The following is a 15,602-nucleotide window of genomic DNA, read 5'->3' as shown; positions in this document are numbered from 1 at the left end:
CGGGCGTCAGTAACGCTGCCTCGCACCGCAGAGCATCCATGCCCGGACTTGCTCACGGCGACAGCTCGCTCGGCTCATCCCTTCCTTCCCTTCGGGAGATCCCTGTGCGCAACCTCAACTCCCCCTCCCTCACCCTCTCCCGCGATGCCCTCCGGGACGGGATGACCCTCGCCGGGTGGCCGCCCTCCTCCATCGCCGACGCCGAGCTCGCCATGGTCGAACTCATCGTCAACGCCTGGCGCCACGGCGGGACGACCTCCCCGGTCGTCCTCATCTTCTTCCTCGCCAACACCCTCCGGGTCACCGTCTCGGACCGCAGCCCGAGCCTCCCGCAGCAGCAGCCCCTCTCTGTCCTCGCCGAGTCCGGCCGGGGTCTGCAGCTCGTCGCCGGCCTCACTCACCGTTGGGGCGTCGACCCCCAGAAGCTCGGCAAAAGCGTCTGGTTCGAGCTGCAGTTGGACGGTGCCGCGTGAGCGCCCACCACCCCATCCACCCCGCCGATCCGGCTCTCCTCCACCTCACGTCCCGCCAGCTCACCGAGTTGATCATCGAACTCCGCACCGAGGGCCGCGAGTTCGGCCTCCTCTGGCCCTCCGCCACCCCGGGTGAGATCAACCTCCATGGCCGCCGTCTGATCTCCGTCGGCAACATCCCGGCCAGCACCCTCATCAACCTCCTCGCGCTCCTCCGCGAGTACAGGCGCAGCCGTGATGCCCACCCCTGAGGCTCTGGGCCCCTGGCCTTCACCTTCCTCGCCGTTCTCGCCGGCCAGTCGCGAGGGCAGGAAGTCGGCTTGGCCGACTTCCTGCGCACCACCGTGTCGCCCGTCCGTCAGCCCCCCGGCCCCGGGGCCGGGACTACCGGAAGGCGGGCAGATTGCGCGTGACCCAGTCGCGGAACGGCGCGGCCGGGCGTCGCAGCACCGCCGCCACGTCGGGGCTGATCGCCAGTTCGGCCGGGAGCGGGACCCCGAGGATGTCCAGGGTGCCGGGGATGACCTGCTCCGGCATGAACCGCGCCAGGTGGGCGTGGGCCTCCTCGCGGGACAGTTCGACGAAGGCCACCTCCTCGCCCAGGGCCTCGGCGAGGGCCGCGGCCTGCCGGCGCGGGCTGATGGGCTCGGGGCCGGTCAGCTCGTATGTGCGGCCGGCGTGCCCGTCCTCGCGCAGTACGGTCGCCGCCACCGCCGCGATGTCCGCCGGGTCGACGACGGGCAGCGCCACGTCGCCGAACGGGGCGAAGACCGTGCGCTTGGTGCGGACCGTCTCGGCCCAGGCGAAGGCGTTGGAGGCGAAGCCGCTGGGGCGCAGGATGGTGAAGTCCCGTCCGGAGGCGCCCACGGCGGCCTCGAACTCCCGCAGGCGGGTGTGCGACGGCGCGTCCGGCCGGGTGGCGCTGACCTGCGAGGACACCAGGACGATCCGCTCGACCCCGGCGTCCGCGACCGCGTCCAGCAGGGCGTTCGGGCTCTCGCCCCGGCTGTTGAGCTCGCCGCCCAGTAGGAGGAACAGCGCCCGGGACCCTTCAAGGGCGGGCCGCAGGCTCGCGGCGTCGCCGACGTCGCCCTGCGCCCAGCGGACGCCGGCCGCAGGGTGGCCGGGCTGCGGCTGCCGCGACACGGCCACCACCTCCTCGCCCGCCCCGGCCAGCAGCTCCACCAGCGTCCGCCCGATGTTGCCGGTGGCACCCGTCACTGTGATCATCGCGATCCCCTCCCGTTGCGCGTTGCGTGTTGCGTGTCATGAGTTGCTTGTCGCCAGTTGTGAGTTAGTTGGCTGACTGAGAACGAACGTAGCATGCGCCCACCGGTGGCTGTCTATAGTGAGTTGGGTGACTGACTCAGTGAATCGGCGCGTACAGGCGTCACAGAAGCGTCGGCGGCTCGCGGCGGCCGCGGCCCGGGTCCTCCATGAGCAGGGGGTCGAACGCACCACCCTCGCCGACATCGCGCGCGAAGCGGACGTCCCCGTCGGAAACGTCTACTACTACTTCAAGACCAAGGACGAGCTGGTCCGCGCCGCACTGTCCGAACACAGCGCACACCTCGACGAACTCGCCGCCGCGCTCGACAACGTGGGAGACCCGCGCGACCGCCTCAAGGCGCTCGTCCAAGGCTGGGTCGACCGGCGCGACGTCGCCGCCCGGTTCGGTTGCCCGACCGGCACCCTGGCCGCCGAACTCGACAAGCGGGCCGACGGAGTCCTCGACACAGAGGCCGGCGCCGTGATCCGGCGCCTGCTGGACTGGGCCGCAGGCCAGTTCCGCGAGCTGGGCCTGCCCGACCCGGACGACCTGGCGCTCACCCTGGTCTCCGGCTACCAGGGCATGTCACTGATGGCCAACGCCCTGCGCGACCCGGACGTCATGACCCGTGAGGGCGCCCGCCTGCTGCGCTGGCTCGACTCGCTGGAGGTGCCGGAGGGGGCGCGCTGACCCGGCGCGCGGCGGAGCGGCCGGGGAGCGTGCCGTGGCCCCCGGCCGCAGGGTTGGGTGCCTACCGGAAGTCCGCCGCGTGGTCCCGCACCCACGAACGGAAGTCGCGCGGCGGCCGCCCCAGCACCCGCTCCACGGTGTCCGTCACCCGCTCCGGCTCGCGCGTGAACGACTCCCACGCCCGCAGCCGGGACTCCACGAACGCCGCGTTCCCCCAGGCCGCCGTCAGCCGCTCGCAGGCCGTCTCCGGCGGCAATTCCTCCCACCGCGCCACGATGCCCAGCTCCTCGCCGATGATCGCCGCCAGCTCGGCGTGCGAGAGCGACTCCGGCCCGGTGACCACGTACCTGCCGCCGTCGTGCCCGTCCTCGGTGAGAGCCCGCACCGCGACGTCCGCGATGTCCTGCTCGTGCACCAGCGAACGCCGCGCCTGCCCGTACGGCCAGCGGACCACGCCCTCCCGTACCTGGTCGGCCCAGGCGAGCACGTTGCCCGCGAAGTCGATCGCCCGCACGAAGGTCCAGTCGAGGCCGGACCGTCGGATCAACCGCTCGATCTCCTGATGGAAGATCATGGCCGGCTCGTCGTCCGCGAGGTCGGCCACGTCCGCCGACAGGTAGACGACGCGCTTGGCGTGCCAGGCGATCAGCTCCACGACCCGGGGCTCCACGGGCAGCCCGGGCCACATCAGGTAGACCGCCTCCACCCCGCCCGCCAGCGCGGGCTCCAGGCTCTCCGGCACGGCCAGATCGCCCTGCACGGCCTCAACCCCCCTGGGCAGCACGGCCTTCGCCGTATCCCGCACCAACGCCCGCACCTCGTGGCCGCCTTCGGCCAGCGCGGCCACAACGTGCCGGCCCACACTGCCGTTTGCGCCGATCACCAGAATCTTGGTCATGCCCGGCCCAATGCCGCCACGGCGGGGGCTATGCCCGGGCGACGACCAGCCGCACCACTCCTGCGGGCCGACGGGCTCCAAGGGCGAAGGGCGCTAGCCTCACCGGATGTCCGACGAACGCCTGCACCTCGCCGTCCTGGGTAGCGCGACGCCCTACCCGAGCGCCGACAACCCCTGCTCCGGCTACCTGGTGTCCGGCGGGGGAGCCCGGGTGTGGGTGGACGCCGGGACCGGCACCCTGGGCCCGCTGCAGCGCCACGCCCGGCTCGACCAGCTGGACGCGATCTGGATCTCGCACCTGCACGCCGACCACTGCGCCGACCTGCTCACCGCGTACTACGGCGCCCTCTACGCGGACATCCGGCTCACCGCGCCGATCCCGCTCTACGGCCCGCCCGGCACCGCCGACCGGCTGGCGGACTTCCTGACCAACACGGCGCGGCGCAGCCCGGTCGAATCCGCCTTCGCGGTCACCGAGTTGTCCGACAGTCACCGGGTACGGGTCGGCCGCCTGACACTGACCAGCCGGGCGGTGGACCACGGCATGCCGGCCTTCGCCCTGCGGGCGGAGGCCGACGGTCGCTCACTCGTGTACTCCGGTGACACCGCCCCGTGCCCGGCCCTCACCGAACTCGCCACGGGCTGCGACCTGTTGCTCTGCGAGGCGGAGAGCCCCGGGGCGGCTCCCGATACCGACGCCCCGGTGCACCCCACCGACGCCCCGGTGCACCACACCCCCGAGCAGGCCGGCGCCACCGCCACGGCGGCCCGCGCCGCCCGCCTGCTCGTCACCCACGTCGGCCGCGCCATGACGCCGGCCGAGGCCGTCAGCCGCGCGGCCGCCCACTTCACCGGCCCGGTTGCCCACGCGGACCCGGGCGCGACCTTCACGGCCTGACGGGCGGCCGGTGCCCAACCACCAGGCTGCGTCGCGTACGTGATCGGCTGCCCGGGAAGGCCCTCCGCCTGCCCGGGCGTCCCTCTTTCGGTCGGTCGGGCTCAACCGCCCACGCGCACCACGTACTTCCCCGTCGCCCGCCGCTCCTCCATCGCGTCGTGGGCGGCCGGGACGGCGGCGAGGTCGGGCAGTTCGGTGACGGGCAGCTTCAGATCACCGTCGGCGAGGAGCTCGACGACCCGGCGGATGGCGCGGGCCAGGCGGTCGGGGGCGGTGGCGGCCAGGCCGCGGTGGCTGAAGCCGGTGATGGTCAGGTTGCCCGCCATCAGGCGGCCGAGCGGGGGCAGGTCGGCGACGGTGCCGCCGCCCGCGTTGCCGAACAGGACGATCCGGGCGCCGGGTGCCGCGACGGTGAGGTCGAGTTCCAGGGCCTCGGTGCCCAGGGCGTCGAGGACGAGGTCGACGCCCCGGCCGTCGGTGGCGGCCCGGATCGCCTCGGGCAGTGCCTCGTCGCGGGCGAAGGCGTGGTCGTAGCCGGAGGCGATGGCGGCGGCGGCCTTCTCCGGGCGGCCGACGGTGCCGATCAGCCGGCCGCCGCCGAGCAGCGGGACGAGCTGGGCGATGGCCTGGCCGATGCCGCCGCCCGCCGAGTGCACCAGGACGGTGTCGCCGGCGTCGAAGCGGCCGGCGTCGGTCAGCAGCAGCATCGAGGTGGCCAGGCCCAGCGGCACGGCGGCGGCCTCGCCCAGCGCCACGCCGTCCGGGAGGGGCACGGTGAGCGCGGCCTCCGCGACCACCACCTCCGCGAGGCCCGCGCCGACCGGTGCGGCCACGACCCGGTCGCCCACGGTCAGGCCGGTGACTCCCTCGCCGATCTCCCGGACCGTTCCGGCGACCTCCTTGCCGGGGCGGTACGGCCACTCGGCGGCGTACGCGGCGTCGCCGCGGCGGGTCATCACGTCCACGAAGTTCAGTCCGGCGTAGGCGACGTCGATCGCCACCTGGCCGGGCCCGGGGCGCGGTGCCTCGACCTCCCGGATCTGCGAGTTCTCGGCTCCACCGGGTGCGGTCATCACCAGTGCGCGCATGTCGGTTCCCCCTCGACTACGATGTTCGACGAACTACGAAATTGACGCGGAACAGTGGTACCACGTCATTTCCATGGATGTCGAACATCGCAGATCAGGGAGGTCTGACCGTGCCCCGCAGCACCCGCCGCCGACCGGCGCTCGCGCACCCCGCGACCGAGGAGATCGACCTCCTCGACGTCCTGCACGCCCTCTCCGACCCCACCCGGATGACCATCGTCCGGGTTCTGCGCGCCGAACCCGAACGGGCCTGCGGCACCTTCCCGGTGGATGTCGCGCCCTCCACCCTCAGCCACCACTTCAAGGTGCTGCGCGAGTCCGGGCTGATCAGCCAGCGCGAGGAGGCCAACCGCCGCTTCTCCGCGCTGCGCACGGTCGACCTGGAGCAACGATTCCCCGGCCTCCTCGACACCGTCCTCGCCGCCTACCTCCGTACGGTGCCCAAGCTCGCGGGCGGACTCGCGGGCGGACCCGGGGGCGGCGAGGCGGCCGGGGGAGCCTAGCCGGACTCAACGCCGCCGCCAGACCGCCCAGTTCTGCCGCGCGTCGGCCCGCTCGACGTACCAGTCGGTGGGGTGGCCGGGCCAGTAGGCCTCCGGCTGCTGCCCCGCCGCTGGCAGCGGGGTGACCAGGACGTTCGCCTCCGCCGGGACGGGCTGCCAGCGCGGGTCCCGGTACCAGACCCGGCCGCGGTAGACCTCGAAGGCCTGGGCGCCGCGCAGCGACCCGTCGATGTCCCAGGCGAAGACCACGTTGTCGTCCGCCCGGATCCCGGAGTCGCGGGTGAAGCCGGTGGCCAGGCCCTTGCGCCACTTCGCGTGCGGCTCGGAGACCTGCGCGGTGATCGTCGCGGTCGCGAAGGCGGCGAACAGTGCCAGGGAGAGGCCTATCGCGGGGAGCACCCGCCTGCCCCCGGAGGTGCGCACCAGGACCACCGCGACGAGGACGACCAGTGCGGCGGCGGTGGCCCGGAGCATGTTGAGCCGACCCCAGTCGGAGGCCAGGAACGAGACGTCCGGCATGCCCCAGAGCACGAAGACCTCGTGGCGCAGCTTCGGACCGGCCGACTGGATCACCGTCTCGGCGAGCAGCAGCGTGAGCCCCGCCGTCGCCGTCGCCGTCCGGACCAGGGTGCGGCGTCCGCACCTCGCGAGCACCGCGGCGCCCACGACGAAGGCCGCCGGAACGAGGTAGGAGGTGTAGCGGGCGTACACCCAGTCGTCGATCCGGCCGTCGGCCGGTAGTGCGGCGGCGGAGGCCAGGGCGGTCCCGAACAACAGCGCCACCAGAAGGCCGCCGGTGATCCGGAGCGCCTGGGGGCGGCGGCGGTCGACCACCGCGCACAGGCAGGCGACGACGGCCAGTCCGCCGACACCCCAGGTGGAGACGGTGAAGCACCAGATCTGCCCGGCGGTCCGGGTGAGCGTGCGCTGGGCGGCCTCCGGGTCGGTCAGGCCCCGCCAGAGGAACCCACCGACATCGCTGTTCTGGACGGCGAACTGCGCGTGCAGCCAGGCCGACAACAGCTGCGCGCCGAGCACCCCGAGGCCGAGCGTCGCGAACCCGGCGGCGGTGGCGCGCCACGGCGCGCGGCGCAGCAGCAGGACACCGAGGAACACGGCGGCGGTCAACGCCACCACCACGCCGCCGCGATCGTGCACGGCCATCGCGTAACCGGCGGACGCGCCCGCACCGACGGCGTGCCAGGTGCGGCGCCGCAGCGAGCCGTCGGCGAGCCAGCCGTGCAGGCAGAGCAGCCAGGCGAGCACCAGGACGGGCAGCACGGCGTCGGTCAGCACGAACTGCGAGTAGAAGACCACCGGCGGCAGCAGGCCGGTCACGCCGCCGAAGGCGAACGCGAGTCGGCGGCCCAGGCCGAGCCGGCGCAGGGCGACGTAGGCGAGCGGCAGGACCAGCGCGTTGACCACGGCGTTGATGACCATGATCGCCTGGTAGGCGGTCACCGGGTCGTCGGCCAAGCGCAGCACGGGGGAGATCAGCAGGGGGTAGCCGCCGGGTATGACCACGCCGACCGGGATCTCGGTCGGCGGGCGGCCGGCGAGGACGCGCGCCAGGACGAGGTAGGAGTCCTCGTCGGGGTGGACGGACGGGAAGCTCATGTGCCGGACGAGGACGAGCCGGAACAGCAGCTCGGCGGCGTACCCGACGAGCAGGGCGACGCCGGGCCGGGCGGCGGTCCACCGGACGGTGGCGAGCAGGGCGGCGGTCGCGGCGGCGGTGAGCCGGGTGGTCGTGGGTCGGGTGGTGGTGGGCCCGGCGGTTGTGGACTGGGCGGTCGCGGGCTGGGCGCTGGTGGGTCGGGTGGTGGTGAGTGGCGGCATGGGCCACACCCCTTCTGTCGGACAACTGTATATGTCGTTGGACAGAATATGTAGTCCGATTGGTTCCGGAGAAGGGGTGCGGCGTTTCGGGATCAGGCCCGGATCACGGGGCCGCCGCTGTCGTCGCCGTCCGGTGGCGGCGGTGGTACGACACGGCCACGGCGACCAGCAGCGGCGCCCAGGCGACGGTGGGCAGGTAGAGGAAGCCCACCAGGAAGTGGCCCAGCGGGGTCATGCCCGTGCCCGGCACGGCCCACCACCCGGCGAAGGGCGTCCAGAGCACGGCCAGCCCGGCGGCTCCGAGCAGGGCCGCGCGGACCACCGCGCGGGGACTGACCGGGCGCCCGCCGACGAACGGGACCCAGCGCGGCGGCACCGTGCCCCAGGGGCGGACCAGCCCGAGGGTGAGCAGGGCCAGGGCCTCGGTGAACAGGCTCAGGAAGACCGGCCACACCGCGCCCCACCCGGTGAAGCCCATCGCCTGGTAGCCCGCGTCGGTGTACCCGCCGTGCCAGCCCGCGACCAGGCCGAGCCGCCACAGCCCGGCCGGCAGCGCGGTGACGGCCGCGACGTGGGCGGCGCGCACGGCCCACCGGGGCGGAGCCGGCACGGCGGCGGTGCCGGTAGCGGGGGTGCCGGTACCGGGGGTGACGTGGGTGGTGGCGGCGGGCTGGGTCATCGTCATGCCCCTACCGTCCCGCCCGGCACCGGCCCCCCGCGTCCACCCGGGGACGGGCTTCGCCGGCATTCCTCCCCCGGGCGGGGGAGGAACTCCTCACCTGTCCCGCCCGGGAGGCCGGCTCTACTCGGGGCTTGGCGCGCTCAGCGCAGGCGCGAGGACGACAGGATCGACGCCAGGTGCGCGACCACCATGCCCCAGGTGATCACCGTGATCCCCGCGAGCGTCGCCCGCGTCGCGTCCAGGTTGCCGAGCCCGGCGTCCACCGCGGCCGCCGCCAGCAGCACCAGCGAGGCCTCGATGCCGTTGGTCACCCGGTGGATCTTGAACAGCGAGGCCAGCCGACGAGCCGTCGCGATGCCCTGGGAGCGCGGCTGCGTCGACTCCTCGTCCGCCGGGGCCTGCCCGCTGCGGGCGCGGGCCACGTCCACCAGGTCCGTCGAGGCCTTGAGCAGCACCACGCCCAGCGCGGCCGCCAGGCCCGCCGACACCCACAGCTCCGAGCCGCCGCGCGCCGCCCGGACGCCCGCGCCGATCATCAGCGCGGCGTCCGCCAGGTACGCGCCCAGCCGGTCCACATACACACCGGCCATGCTGAACTGGCGCTTCCAGCGCGCCACTTCGCCGTCCACGCAGTCGAACAGCAGGAACAGCTGGAACAGCACGGCCGCCAGCACCGCGCCGGTCAGGCCCGGGATCAGCAGGGCCGCGCCGCCGCCGACCCCGCACACCACCATCACCCAGGTGAGGGTGTTCGGCGACACCGAGGTGCGGACCAGCTGCCGGGTGGTCCGCAACGAGATCCGCCGCATGTACAGCCGGCCCGCCCAGTGCTCACCGTTGCGGCTCTGCAGCTTGGCCTGCGGCTGGCACACCTCGCGCAGCTCGGCGAGCGCCGGAGCAGCCACCATGACGACATCCCTCCACCTGTCCCGAAACGATCACCACAGGCTACGACCTCCGGGGAACGCCCCGACCAGCCGGTACGGCCCCGGCGGCCCGGCCGGACCGGCCACCACGGCGCGGCCGGCACGCCGTCCAACTCCCGGCCGGCACTCCCGCCCCGGCGCGGCCGTACCGCCGGTGCGGCCGGGCGAAAACCGGTGGGCCGCCCGACGGCCCCCGGGCTAGGCTGCGCGGGTTCGCCGGAACCGGAAGCCCCGGGCCCGACCGCCCTTTCCCCACAAGCCCGTTGACACCGCCGAAGCGGTCCGCGGCAGCCCGGGGGAACGTCCCGGATCGGTCCCGGAGCGGAACGAGGAGTACAGATCCATGGTGACCACAGACGGCCCGTCGCACAGCCCCGACCTGGCCCGACTGCTGGACGACCACCGCCCGCAGGGTCCGGTGGAGACCGCCGACCACGAGCGGGCCCGCCACCTCCTCGGAGCCGCCGACCCCTGGAACCGCGGCACCTTCCCGCTCCACTTCACCGCCTCCGCGCTGATCGTCCACCCGCCGACCCGCCGCGTCCTGCTGCGCTGGCACGTCCGCCAGCAGGCCTGGCTGCAGGTCGGCGGCCACGGCGACCCGGGCGAGACCCGGCCGCTGGACATCGCCCTGCGCGAGGGCCTGGAGGAGACCGGCCTCGCCGACCTCACCCCGTGGCCCGACGCCGCGCTGGTCCACCTCGCCGTCGTCCCCGTCCCCGCCTCGCCCGTCGAACCCGCTCACGAGCACGCCGACCTGCGCTTCCTCCTGGCCACCGACAGCCCGGACCTGGCCCGGCCGGAGAACCCGGCCTCCCCACTGGAGTGGCTCACCGTCGAGGAGGCCCAGCAGCGCACCACCGAGGACAACCTCCGCGAGACCCTCACCCGCGCCGCCCGCCTGCTCCCGCCCGCCTGACGCACCTTCCCCCTGGAGACCACCGGATGCACACCGACCAGATCCTCATATTCGACGCCGACGACACCCTCTGGGAGAACAACGTCCTCTTCGAGCGGGCCATCGACGGCTTCCTGGACTGGGTCGCCACCCCGGCCGAGCGGGACCGCACCCGCTCCCTCCTGGACGACATCGAAGCCGCCAACTCCGCCGCCCTCGGCTACGGCGCCGCCGTCTTCCGGCAGAGCCTCGTCGACTGCCTCCAGCAGCTCAACAACGGCCGCACCGCCACCCCGGCCGACCAGGCCCGGATCGACGCACTCCTCGCCCCGCTGGGCAACCGGCAGGTCGAACTGATCCCCGGCGTCGCCGACACCCTCAGCGCCCTCGCCGACCGCCACCACCTGCTGCTGCTCACCAAGGGCGACCAGGACGAGCAGCAGCGCAAGGTGACGGCGTCCACCGTCGACCACCACTTCCGGGGCATCCACATCGTGGCCGAGAAGTCGGTCGACACCTACCGGCAGCTGACCGCCGCCCTCGGCCTCGACCCGGACCGGACCTGGATGATCGGCAACTCGCCCAAGTCCGACATCGCCCCCGCCTACCGGGCCGGCCTGCGCACCGTCTACATCCCGCACCAGCACACCTGGGTGCTGGAGCACGAGGACCTCGGCCCGGACGAGGCGACGCTGCAGCTCGGGGCCTTCCCCGAACTGCTGCGCCACTTCTGAGCAGGGGCTCAGCCGACGAGCGCGGCCGCCGACACCGGTGACCCGCCCCGGTACAGCCAGGCCCGCTCGGCCGCCGACCACGCGCTCGTCGTCAGCAGGTACAGCGCGGCGGCCACCGGCACCAACAGCGCGAACAGCACCGACCCGAACGACAGGAACGGCAGCAGCCCCGCCCCCGGCTGAGGGGTGGGCTGCGCCGCCGCCGCCCGCCGCGCCCGGCGGAAGTTGACGTACCCCACCGCCGCCATCCCCGCGTACAGCACCCCGAACACCACGACCTGCCCGGCCCCGTGCGCCCCCGTCACGTGCAGGCCCAGCGGCACACCGAACAGCGTGTGGTCGAGCAGGTCGTTCGGCGTGGTGAACAGCCGGTACATCACCGAGAAGAACGGGATCTGCACCAACAGCGGCAGACACCCCGCGAACGGCGACACCTGCTCCTTCCGGTACATCTCGGCCAGCGCCTCCCGCAGCTTCTCCGGCCGGTCCTTGAACTTCTTGTTCAACGCGGCGACCTTCGGCGCGAGCACGGACCGCGCCTTCTCCCCACGCGCCGCCGCCCGCGCCAGCGGATGCAGCGCGAGCCGCACGGCGACGGTGAACAGCACGATCGCCAACGCGGTCGGCAGGACGTGGGCGAAAGCGGCGACGACGGCGTGCGCAACGGCGACGGCCGGATCGAGAACGGTGAGAACGGACATGGTGAAGCGAGCCCTCCGGGGTCTCAGAACATGAGTGGTCGGCGGAGGACGGCCGCGAAGAAGTACGGAACTACAAGGGCTTACGCGGCCGCCAGGGCCGCCCCCGGCGCCCTGGGGCGTCGCCGGCCCCGGGCATCCGGATCACGCTGCGGAAGGAACGCCGTACGGAACGCCCGACGCCGCAGCACCCCGCTGCGCACCACCGCCGGCGCCCGCGCCCCCAGGAGCCGAGCCCCGGCCAACGCCCCGGCAACCGCCCCGGCCACCAACACCACGGCCGCGACGGCGGCAACGGACGCCAATGTCCCGTTGCTGCTCACCAGGTCCCCGGTCAACACCCGGAGCAGCCCGAGCAACATCGCGACAACAGCCATGGCCCCGCTCCTCCCTCGGTGTCTCGACGGCTCCGGACGTACAAGCAGGACGATCCTACGGCCAATCGGGTTCCCGCCCGCCTCCGGATTCCGTCACGGCGAATCCCCCGCGTCCACCCACACCCGCGTCCCCCCGTCCCCCTCCGCCGCCAACCAGACGGTAGCCGCGAGCCGCTTGCTGTGCCCGGGCAGCGGCTCGGCGATGAACGAGCCGTGCCGCAGGGGTCCTGCGGTCAACGGATCCGGCGCCCCGGCCTGACGGAATCCCTCCAGCGAATAGGTGCCGAAGGCGTGGCCGGTGTCCGGTTCCGTCGCCATCCCCAGGCCAGCCAGGAACCCCTGCGCCTCACCTGGCGGCAGCCGGAACGAGAGGAACGCCAGATCGTCCTGGAAGCCCCTCAGGTACGCCCACCGCACCTCGCTCGCCGACGCGGGCGGCCGTACCCGAGAGAACTCCACGACGTACTCCGACGTGACCGTCGTCCACGACCCGGGTCGCCCGCTGTCCGCAGGCGGGTTCCGCTCCAGCTCCAGCACCCAGTGCCTGGCTCCCACGACACAGGCGATCAGCACCAGCGGCAGCAAAACCGCCAGTAGTACCCGTCGATACTTCATCGCGTTTCTCTCCCAGGGGCCGTGACGGTGCCCTCGCGGTCGGCGTTCCGCTCACCGGAACCGGCCGGCTGCATCGGGGCGCCACCACTTCCGCTCCAGGTCATCGGTGTGCTTCGCCCGCTGATGTCGTACTCCTGCGCCAGACCGGCCTGGTGCAGCTTCGCCATGTCTGCATCCGTGATGTTCGTACCCGCGATGTTGGTCGACTTGCCCTGGACCCCGGCTTTGATCAGCTTGTCCGCATCAGCCGTGAGCAGCCCGGCCCGCACCGCGGGGTCGAGCCCCCTCTGTGTGAACGATCAGTGGTCGAACCTAGCGGACGGGGCGCGGGGAGGAGGGGTTTTCGCAGGGATGCGCGAGGTGTAGCCATCGGTGCTACGCGGGGCTACCTTGGAAGGCATGAAGACGATTACCCAGCGGGAGTTCCGGAACAACTCCGCCGCGGTGATGGATGCGGTGGAGGCGGGGGAGATCTTCCACATCACCAGGAACGGGGTCGAGGTCGCGGAGTTGCGGCCGGTGTCCGGGCGGCGGCGGCTCACGGCGGAGGAGCTGGTGGCGCGGCACGTGAAGCTGCCGCGGGTGGACTACCAGCAGATGCGCAAGGAGGCCGAGGAGGACTTCGGGCCCGAGGAGCTGGTGGGGGACGAGGGCGACGATCCGTTCGAGCGGCGGCGTGGCTGAGCGCCGGAGGGCGTCCCGGCGGCGGCCCGCCGGGGTGCTGGACACCTGTGTCTACATCGACTTGGCGCTGCTCAGCCCGGCGGACCTTCCGGTTGTGCCGGAGCTGACCGCGATCACGTTCGCGGAGTTGCAGCAGGGCGTGTCGATGGCCCGGGATCCGGCCAGCCGGGCGGCCCGGCTGGAGGTGCTGGGCGCGGCGATGGCCGATTTCGACCCGCTGCCCTTCGACGCGGCCGCCGCCGCCCGCTACGGGACGCTGGTCACCCTGACCATCGCCGCCGGGCGGCAGCCGCGGCCGCGGCGGATCGACCTGATGATCGCCGCCGTGGCCTCCGCCCACGGGCTGCCGCTGTACACCCGCAATGTGGCGGACTTCCGGGGGCTGGGTTCGGCGGTGGAGGTCATCGGGGTGTGAGGGCGGCGGGTGTGAGGGCGGCGGTTCCGTCCTGTTCGACCCGGTCGGCGAGGGCGGCCGCGGACCGCAGGGCCCTGCGCCGGCTGCGGCTGCGCAGCAGGACGATGTTGTTCGGGCCGCCCTTGCCCCGGTCGGGGCCCATGGCGGCGGCGACGGCCCAGCGCGGGCGGTCGGCCAGTCGGAGGACCAGCCAGCGCAGGCCGGAGTTCAGGCCGATGAGGACGGTGTAGAGGACGAGCAGGATGAGCCCGTCACCGCCGCCGCCGGTGCCGTCGACGTGTCGGAACGGGTCGTAGTCGTTCAGCGGTTTGCGGGTGGCCCGGAACCGTCCGAGCCACATCACCGCGATCCGTACGGGCACCTCGTCGGGCCCGGTGACGTCGATGAAGCCGACCGATCCGGCGCGCTTGCCCTCCGCCCAGGCCGCGCGTTCGGCGGCGATGGACGTGACGTGCCGGCGTTCCCGGTCCTCGGCTTCGAGGACCTTCTGGCGCTTCTCGAACTCCGCGGTCCAGGCCTTCTCGCGCTTCTTCTGTTCGACGAGCCAGGCCTGTTCGCGCTCGTGGCGTTCCTCGACGCTGATCTGCCGCCCCCGCTGACTGCTCATCCGCTCATCGTAGGAGTCGCGTTCGGGGCGGCGGAAGGTTCCGGCGAGGCGTTCGCCGGCCCAGGCGGGAGCATTCGCCAGCCCCGGCGGAAGCGTTCGCCGGGGCAGACGGGAGCGTTCGTCAGTCCAGCCGGACCGTCGTCCCGGTCACGGCGGAGGCGCGGGCAGCCTCCAGGACGGTGAGGGTGGCCACCGCGTCGCGCGGGTCGACCGGGGGCGGGGTGCCCGGGTCGGCCAGGGCGGCGGCGATGCCCGCGTAGTAGGCGGGGTAGTCGCCCGGGTCGGTCGGGAGGGAGATCGTGGACTCGTCGGTGCCGAGGGTGCCGTAGTGCGAGGGCTCGTCCGCTCCCCACGGGTGCGCGCCGTCGGGGCGCAGGCCCGCCCGCAGGTCGGCCTCCTGCGGGTCCATGCCGGACTTGACGTACCCGGCGGTGTCGCCGAGCACCCGCAGCCGGGGGCCGATAAGCGGGGTGATGGCGCTGGTCCACAGGTGCGAGCGGGTGCCGGAGGCGTGGGTGAGGGCGAGGAAGGCGTCGTCGTCCACGACCGCGCCGTCGCGCCGCACGTCGATCTCCGCGTACACCGTCTCGACCGGCCCGAACAGCGTCAGCGCCTGGTCGACCAGGTGGCTGCCCAGGTCGTACAGCGTGCCGCCGACCTCGGCCGGGTCGGCCAGCTCGCGCCAGCCCGGCTTGGGCTTCGGGCGGAAGCGCTCGAAGCGGGACTCGAAGCGGTGCACCCGGCCGAGCGCGCCGCCGCGCACCAGGCGGTCGACGGTGAGGAAGTCGCCGTCCCAGCGCCGGTTCTGGAAGACGGACAGCAGGACGCCACGCTCCTCGGCGAGCAGGCACAGCTCCTGCGCCTCGGCGGCGGTGCCGGCCAGCGGCTTGTCCACCACGGTGGCCAGCCCGGCCCGCAGGGCGGCGCGGGCGAGCGGGGCGTGGGTGCGGTTGGGCGAGGCGATGACCACCAGGTCGAGCGCCTCCGGGTCGGCGAGCAGCTGCTCGGGGGTGTCCACGGCACGGGCGTCGGGGTGTTCGCGCGCCAACTGCTCGCGGCGCTCGGGGTTGGCGGTGACCACGGCGTCCAGCCGCAGCCCCGGCGTGGTGGCGATCAGCGGCGCGTGGAAGGCGGAGCCGGCCAGGCCGTAGCCGATCAGGCCGACGCGCAACGGCCGGTCGGGCAGGGGCCGGTCGGGCGACGGCCGGTCGGACAGGGGGCGGGAGGTCTGCGGGCTCATGCGACCCACTCAATCACGAGGCGCCCGGTTGCTCCCGGTTTGGTGCACGGCCACGGGGGAGTGCTCC

General features: G+C 73.5%; 21 protein-coding genes. 9 read left to right on the top strand and 12 right to left on the bottom strand.

The window, feature by feature from the left end:
* Positions 1–104: 104 nt before the first annotated feature.
* Positions 105–473, top strand: coding sequence for an ATP-binding protein (locus ACIBEC_RS24265; RefSeq protein ID WP_360496985.1), 369 nt, complete (start codon positions 105–107; stop codon positions 471–473).
* Entirely contained in the window at positions 470–724 is a 255-nt protein-coding gene (locus ACIBEC_RS24260; protein ID WP_360496988.1) for a hypothetical protein, read from the top strand. The genes ACIBEC_RS24265 and ACIBEC_RS24260 overlap by 4 nt, the downstream gene beginning before the upstream one ends.
* 133 nt (positions 725–857) lie before the next feature.
* On the opposite strand, the gene ACIBEC_RS24255 is transcribed toward ACIBEC_RS24260, so the two are convergent.
* A complete protein-coding gene (locus tag ACIBEC_RS24255) occupies positions 858–1,703 on the bottom strand; it encodes an NAD(P)H-binding protein (protein WP_360496991.1) in 846 nt (281 codons plus the stop codon).
* A 127-nt stretch (positions 1,704–1,830) separates the two neighbouring features.
* On the opposite strand from ACIBEC_RS24255, the gene ACIBEC_RS24250 reads away from it, so the two are divergent.
* A complete protein-coding gene (locus ACIBEC_RS24250; RefSeq protein WP_360496994.1) occupies positions 1,831–2,433 on the top strand; it encodes a TetR/AcrR family transcriptional regulator in 603 nt (200 codons plus the stop codon).
* Positions 2,434–2,494: 61 nt separating this feature from the next.
* Here the strand turns inward: ACIBEC_RS24250 and ACIBEC_RS24245 are convergent, their stop codons facing one another.
* Positions 2,495–3,331, bottom strand: coding sequence for an NmrA family NAD(P)-binding protein (locus ACIBEC_RS24245; protein WP_360496997.1), 837 nt, complete (start codon positions 3,329–3,331; stop codon positions 2,495–2,497).
* Positions 3,332–3,437: 106 nt separating this feature from the next.
* On the opposite strand from ACIBEC_RS24245, the gene ACIBEC_RS24240 reads away from it, so the two are divergent.
* Positions 3,438–4,229: an MBL fold metallo-hydrolase gene (locus ACIBEC_RS24240; RefSeq protein ID WP_360497000.1), complete on the top strand. Its 792-nt coding sequence runs from the start codon at positions 3,438–3,440 to the stop codon at positions 4,227–4,229.
* 101 nt (positions 4,230–4,330) lie between these two features.
* Here the strand turns inward: ACIBEC_RS24240 and ACIBEC_RS24235 are convergent, their stop codons facing one another.
* The gene (locus ACIBEC_RS24235; RefSeq protein WP_360497003.1) at positions 4,331–5,317 is read right to left on the bottom strand and encodes a zinc-binding dehydrogenase; all 987 of its coding nucleotides are present in this window, start codon (positions 5,315–5,317) and stop codon (positions 4,331–4,333) included.
* Between the two features lie 110 nt (positions 5,318–5,427).
* On the opposite strand from ACIBEC_RS24235, the gene ACIBEC_RS24230 reads away from it, so the two are divergent.
* The gene (locus ACIBEC_RS24230; RefSeq protein ID WP_360497006.1) at positions 5,428–5,820 is read left to right on the top strand and encodes a metalloregulator ArsR/SmtB family transcription factor; all 393 of its coding nucleotides are present in this window, start codon (positions 5,428–5,430) and stop codon (positions 5,818–5,820) included.
* A gap of 6 nt (positions 5,821–5,826) precedes the next feature.
* Here the strand turns inward: ACIBEC_RS24230 and ACIBEC_RS24225 are convergent, their stop codons facing one another.
* The 3 genes from ACIBEC_RS24225 to ACIBEC_RS24215 all read right to left on the bottom strand — a co-directional run bounded on the left by ACIBEC_RS24225 (position 5,827) and on the right by ACIBEC_RS24215 (position 9,249).
* Entirely contained in the window at positions 5,827–7,659 is a 1,833-nt protein-coding gene (locus tag ACIBEC_RS24225; protein WP_360497009.1) for a hypothetical protein, read from the bottom strand.
* 103 nt (positions 7,660–7,762) lie between these two features.
* Positions 7,763–8,344 carry a hypothetical protein gene (locus tag ACIBEC_RS24220; protein WP_360497011.1) on the bottom strand — a complete coding sequence of 194 codons (582 nt, stop codon included), beginning with the start codon at positions 8,342–8,344 and terminating at the stop codon, positions 7,763–7,765.
* 137 nt (positions 8,345–8,481) lie between these two features.
* Positions 8,482–9,249, bottom strand: a complete 768-nt coding sequence (locus tag ACIBEC_RS24215; protein WP_360497014.1) for a CDP-alcohol phosphatidyltransferase family protein — start codon at positions 9,247–9,249, stop codon at positions 8,482–8,484.
* Between the two features lie 361 nt (positions 9,250–9,610).
* On the opposite strand from ACIBEC_RS24215, the gene ACIBEC_RS24210 reads away from it, so the two are divergent.
* On the top strand, positions 9,611–10,186 hold the full coding sequence (locus ACIBEC_RS24210; RefSeq protein ID WP_360497016.1) for an NUDIX domain-containing protein: 576 nt from the start codon (positions 9,611–9,613) through the stop codon (positions 10,184–10,186).
* A 26-nt stretch (positions 10,187–10,212) separates the two neighbouring features.
* Positions 10,213–10,899 carry an HAD family hydrolase gene (locus tag ACIBEC_RS24205; protein WP_360497019.1) on the top strand — a complete coding sequence of 229 codons (687 nt, stop codon included), beginning with the start codon at positions 10,213–10,215 and terminating at the stop codon, positions 10,897–10,899.
* A gap of 8 nt (positions 10,900–10,907) precedes the next feature.
* Here ACIBEC_RS24205 and ACIBEC_RS24200 read toward each other — a convergent pair whose 3' ends face one another.
* The 4 genes from ACIBEC_RS24200 to ACIBEC_RS24185 all read right to left on the bottom strand — a co-directional run bounded on the left by ACIBEC_RS24200 (position 10,908) and on the right by ACIBEC_RS24185 (position 12,858).
* The gene (locus tag ACIBEC_RS24200) at positions 10,908–11,600 is read right to left on the bottom strand and encodes a YidC/Oxa1 family membrane protein insertase (RefSeq protein ID WP_360497022.1); all 693 of its coding nucleotides are present in this window, start codon (positions 11,598–11,600) and stop codon (positions 10,908–10,910) included.
* 80 nt (positions 11,601–11,680) lie between these two features.
* A complete protein-coding gene (locus ACIBEC_RS24195; protein WP_360497025.1) occupies positions 11,681–11,974 on the bottom strand; it encodes a DUF6412 domain-containing protein in 294 nt (97 codons plus the stop codon).
* A 93-nt stretch (positions 11,975–12,067) separates the two neighbouring features.
* Positions 12,068–12,589: a hypothetical protein gene (locus ACIBEC_RS24190; RefSeq protein ID WP_360497028.1), complete on the bottom strand. Its 522-nt coding sequence runs from the start codon at positions 12,587–12,589 to the stop codon at positions 12,068–12,070.
* Positions 12,586–12,858, bottom strand: coding sequence for a hypothetical protein (locus ACIBEC_RS24185; RefSeq protein ID WP_360497031.1), 273 nt, complete (start codon positions 12,856–12,858; stop codon positions 12,586–12,588). Before ACIBEC_RS24185 ends, ACIBEC_RS24190 begins: the two co-directional genes overlap by 4 nt.
* Positions 12,859–12,988: 130 nt before the next feature.
* Between ACIBEC_RS24185 and ACIBEC_RS24180 the strand changes: the two genes are divergently transcribed.
* Positions 12,989–13,273, top strand: a complete 285-nt coding sequence (locus ACIBEC_RS24180; RefSeq protein ID WP_360497034.1) for a type II toxin-antitoxin system prevent-host-death family antitoxin — start codon at positions 12,989–12,991, stop codon at positions 13,271–13,273.
* A complete protein-coding gene (locus ACIBEC_RS24175; RefSeq protein ID WP_360497036.1) occupies positions 13,266–13,688 on the top strand; it encodes a type II toxin-antitoxin system VapC family toxin in 423 nt (140 codons plus the stop codon). The genes ACIBEC_RS24180 and ACIBEC_RS24175 overlap by 8 nt, the downstream gene beginning before the upstream one ends.
* Here the strand turns inward: ACIBEC_RS24175 and ACIBEC_RS24170 are convergent.
* Together ACIBEC_RS24170 and ACIBEC_RS24165 are read right to left on the bottom strand one after the other, a co-directional pair.
* Complete coding sequence (locus ACIBEC_RS24170) at positions 13,675–14,295, bottom strand: hypothetical protein (protein ID WP_360497039.1); 621 nt, start codon at positions 14,293–14,295, stop codon at positions 13,675–13,677. The two genes, ACIBEC_RS24175 and ACIBEC_RS24170, sit on opposite strands and share 14 nt — an antisense overlap.
* Positions 14,296–14,416: 121 nt before the next feature.
* Positions 14,417–15,535: a Gfo/Idh/MocA family oxidoreductase gene (locus tag ACIBEC_RS24165; protein ID WP_360497042.1), complete on the bottom strand. Its 1,119-nt coding sequence runs from the start codon at positions 15,533–15,535 to the stop codon at positions 14,417–14,419.
* Positions 15,536–15,602 lie beyond the last annotated feature (67 nt).

This window comes from Kitasatospora sp. NPDC051164 (assembly GCF_044455625.1).
Classification (GTDB): domain Bacteria; phylum Actinomycetota; class Actinomycetes; order Streptomycetales; family Streptomycetaceae; genus Kitasatospora.
The sequence above is the reverse complement of the archived record's forward strand: the minus strand, read 5'-3'. Positions and strand labels throughout refer to the sequence as shown.

Bases quoted from the DNA above. Each gene is read 5' to 3' on its own strand.
- ACIBEC_RS24255 (WP_360496991.1), bottom strand. From the start codon at position 1,703: ATGATCACAGTGACGGGTGCCACCGGCAACATCGGGCGGACGCTGGTG.
- ACIBEC_RS24245 (WP_360496997.1), bottom strand. From the start codon at position 3,331: ATGACCAAGATTCTGGTGATCGGCGCAAACGGCAGTGTGGGCCGGCAC.
- ACIBEC_RS24240 (WP_360497000.1), top strand. From the start codon at position 3,438: ATGTCCGACGAACGCCTGCACCTCGCCGTCCTGGGTAGCGCGACGCCC.
- ACIBEC_RS24235 (WP_360497003.1), bottom strand. From the start codon at position 5,317: ATGCGCGCACTGGTGATGACCGCACCCGGTGGAGCCGAGAACTCGCAG.
- ACIBEC_RS24225 (WP_360497009.1), bottom strand. From the start codon at position 7,659: ATGCCGCCACTCACCACCACCCGACCCACCAGCGCCCAGCCCGCGACC.
- ACIBEC_RS24220 (WP_360497011.1), bottom strand. From the start codon at position 8,344: ATGACGATGACCCAGCCCGCCGCCACCACCCACGTCACCCCCGGTACC.
- ACIBEC_RS24215 (WP_360497014.1), bottom strand. From the start codon at position 9,249: ATGGTGGCTGCTCCGGCGCTCGCCGAGCTGCGCGAGGTGTGCCAGCCG.
- ACIBEC_RS24210 (WP_360497016.1), top strand. From the start codon at position 9,611: ATGGTGACCACAGACGGCCCGTCGCACAGCCCCGACCTGGCCCGACTG.
- ACIBEC_RS24205 (WP_360497019.1), top strand. From the start codon at position 10,213: ATGCACACCGACCAGATCCTCATATTCGACGCCGACGACACCCTCTGG.
- ACIBEC_RS24200 (WP_360497022.1), bottom strand. From the start codon at position 11,600: ATGTCCGTTCTCACCGTTCTCGATCCGGCCGTCGCCGTTGCGCACGCC.
- ACIBEC_RS24195 (WP_360497025.1), bottom strand. From the start codon at position 11,974: ATGGCTGTTGTCGCGATGTTGCTCGGGCTGCTCCGGGTGTTGACCGGG.
- ACIBEC_RS24190 (WP_360497028.1), bottom strand. From the start codon at position 12,589: ATGAAGTATCGACGGGTACTACTGGCGGTTTTGCTGCCGCTGGTGCTG.
- ACIBEC_RS24180 (WP_360497034.1), top strand. From the start codon at position 12,989: ATGAAGACGATTACCCAGCGGGAGTTCCGGAACAACTCCGCCGCGGTG.
- ACIBEC_RS24170 (WP_360497039.1), bottom strand. From the start codon at position 14,295: ATGAGCAGTCAGCGGGGGCGGCAGATCAGCGTCGAGGAACGCCACGAG.
- ACIBEC_RS24165 (WP_360497042.1), bottom strand. From the start codon at position 15,535: ATGAGCCCGCAGACCTCCCGCCCCCTGTCCGACCGGCCGTCGCCCGAC.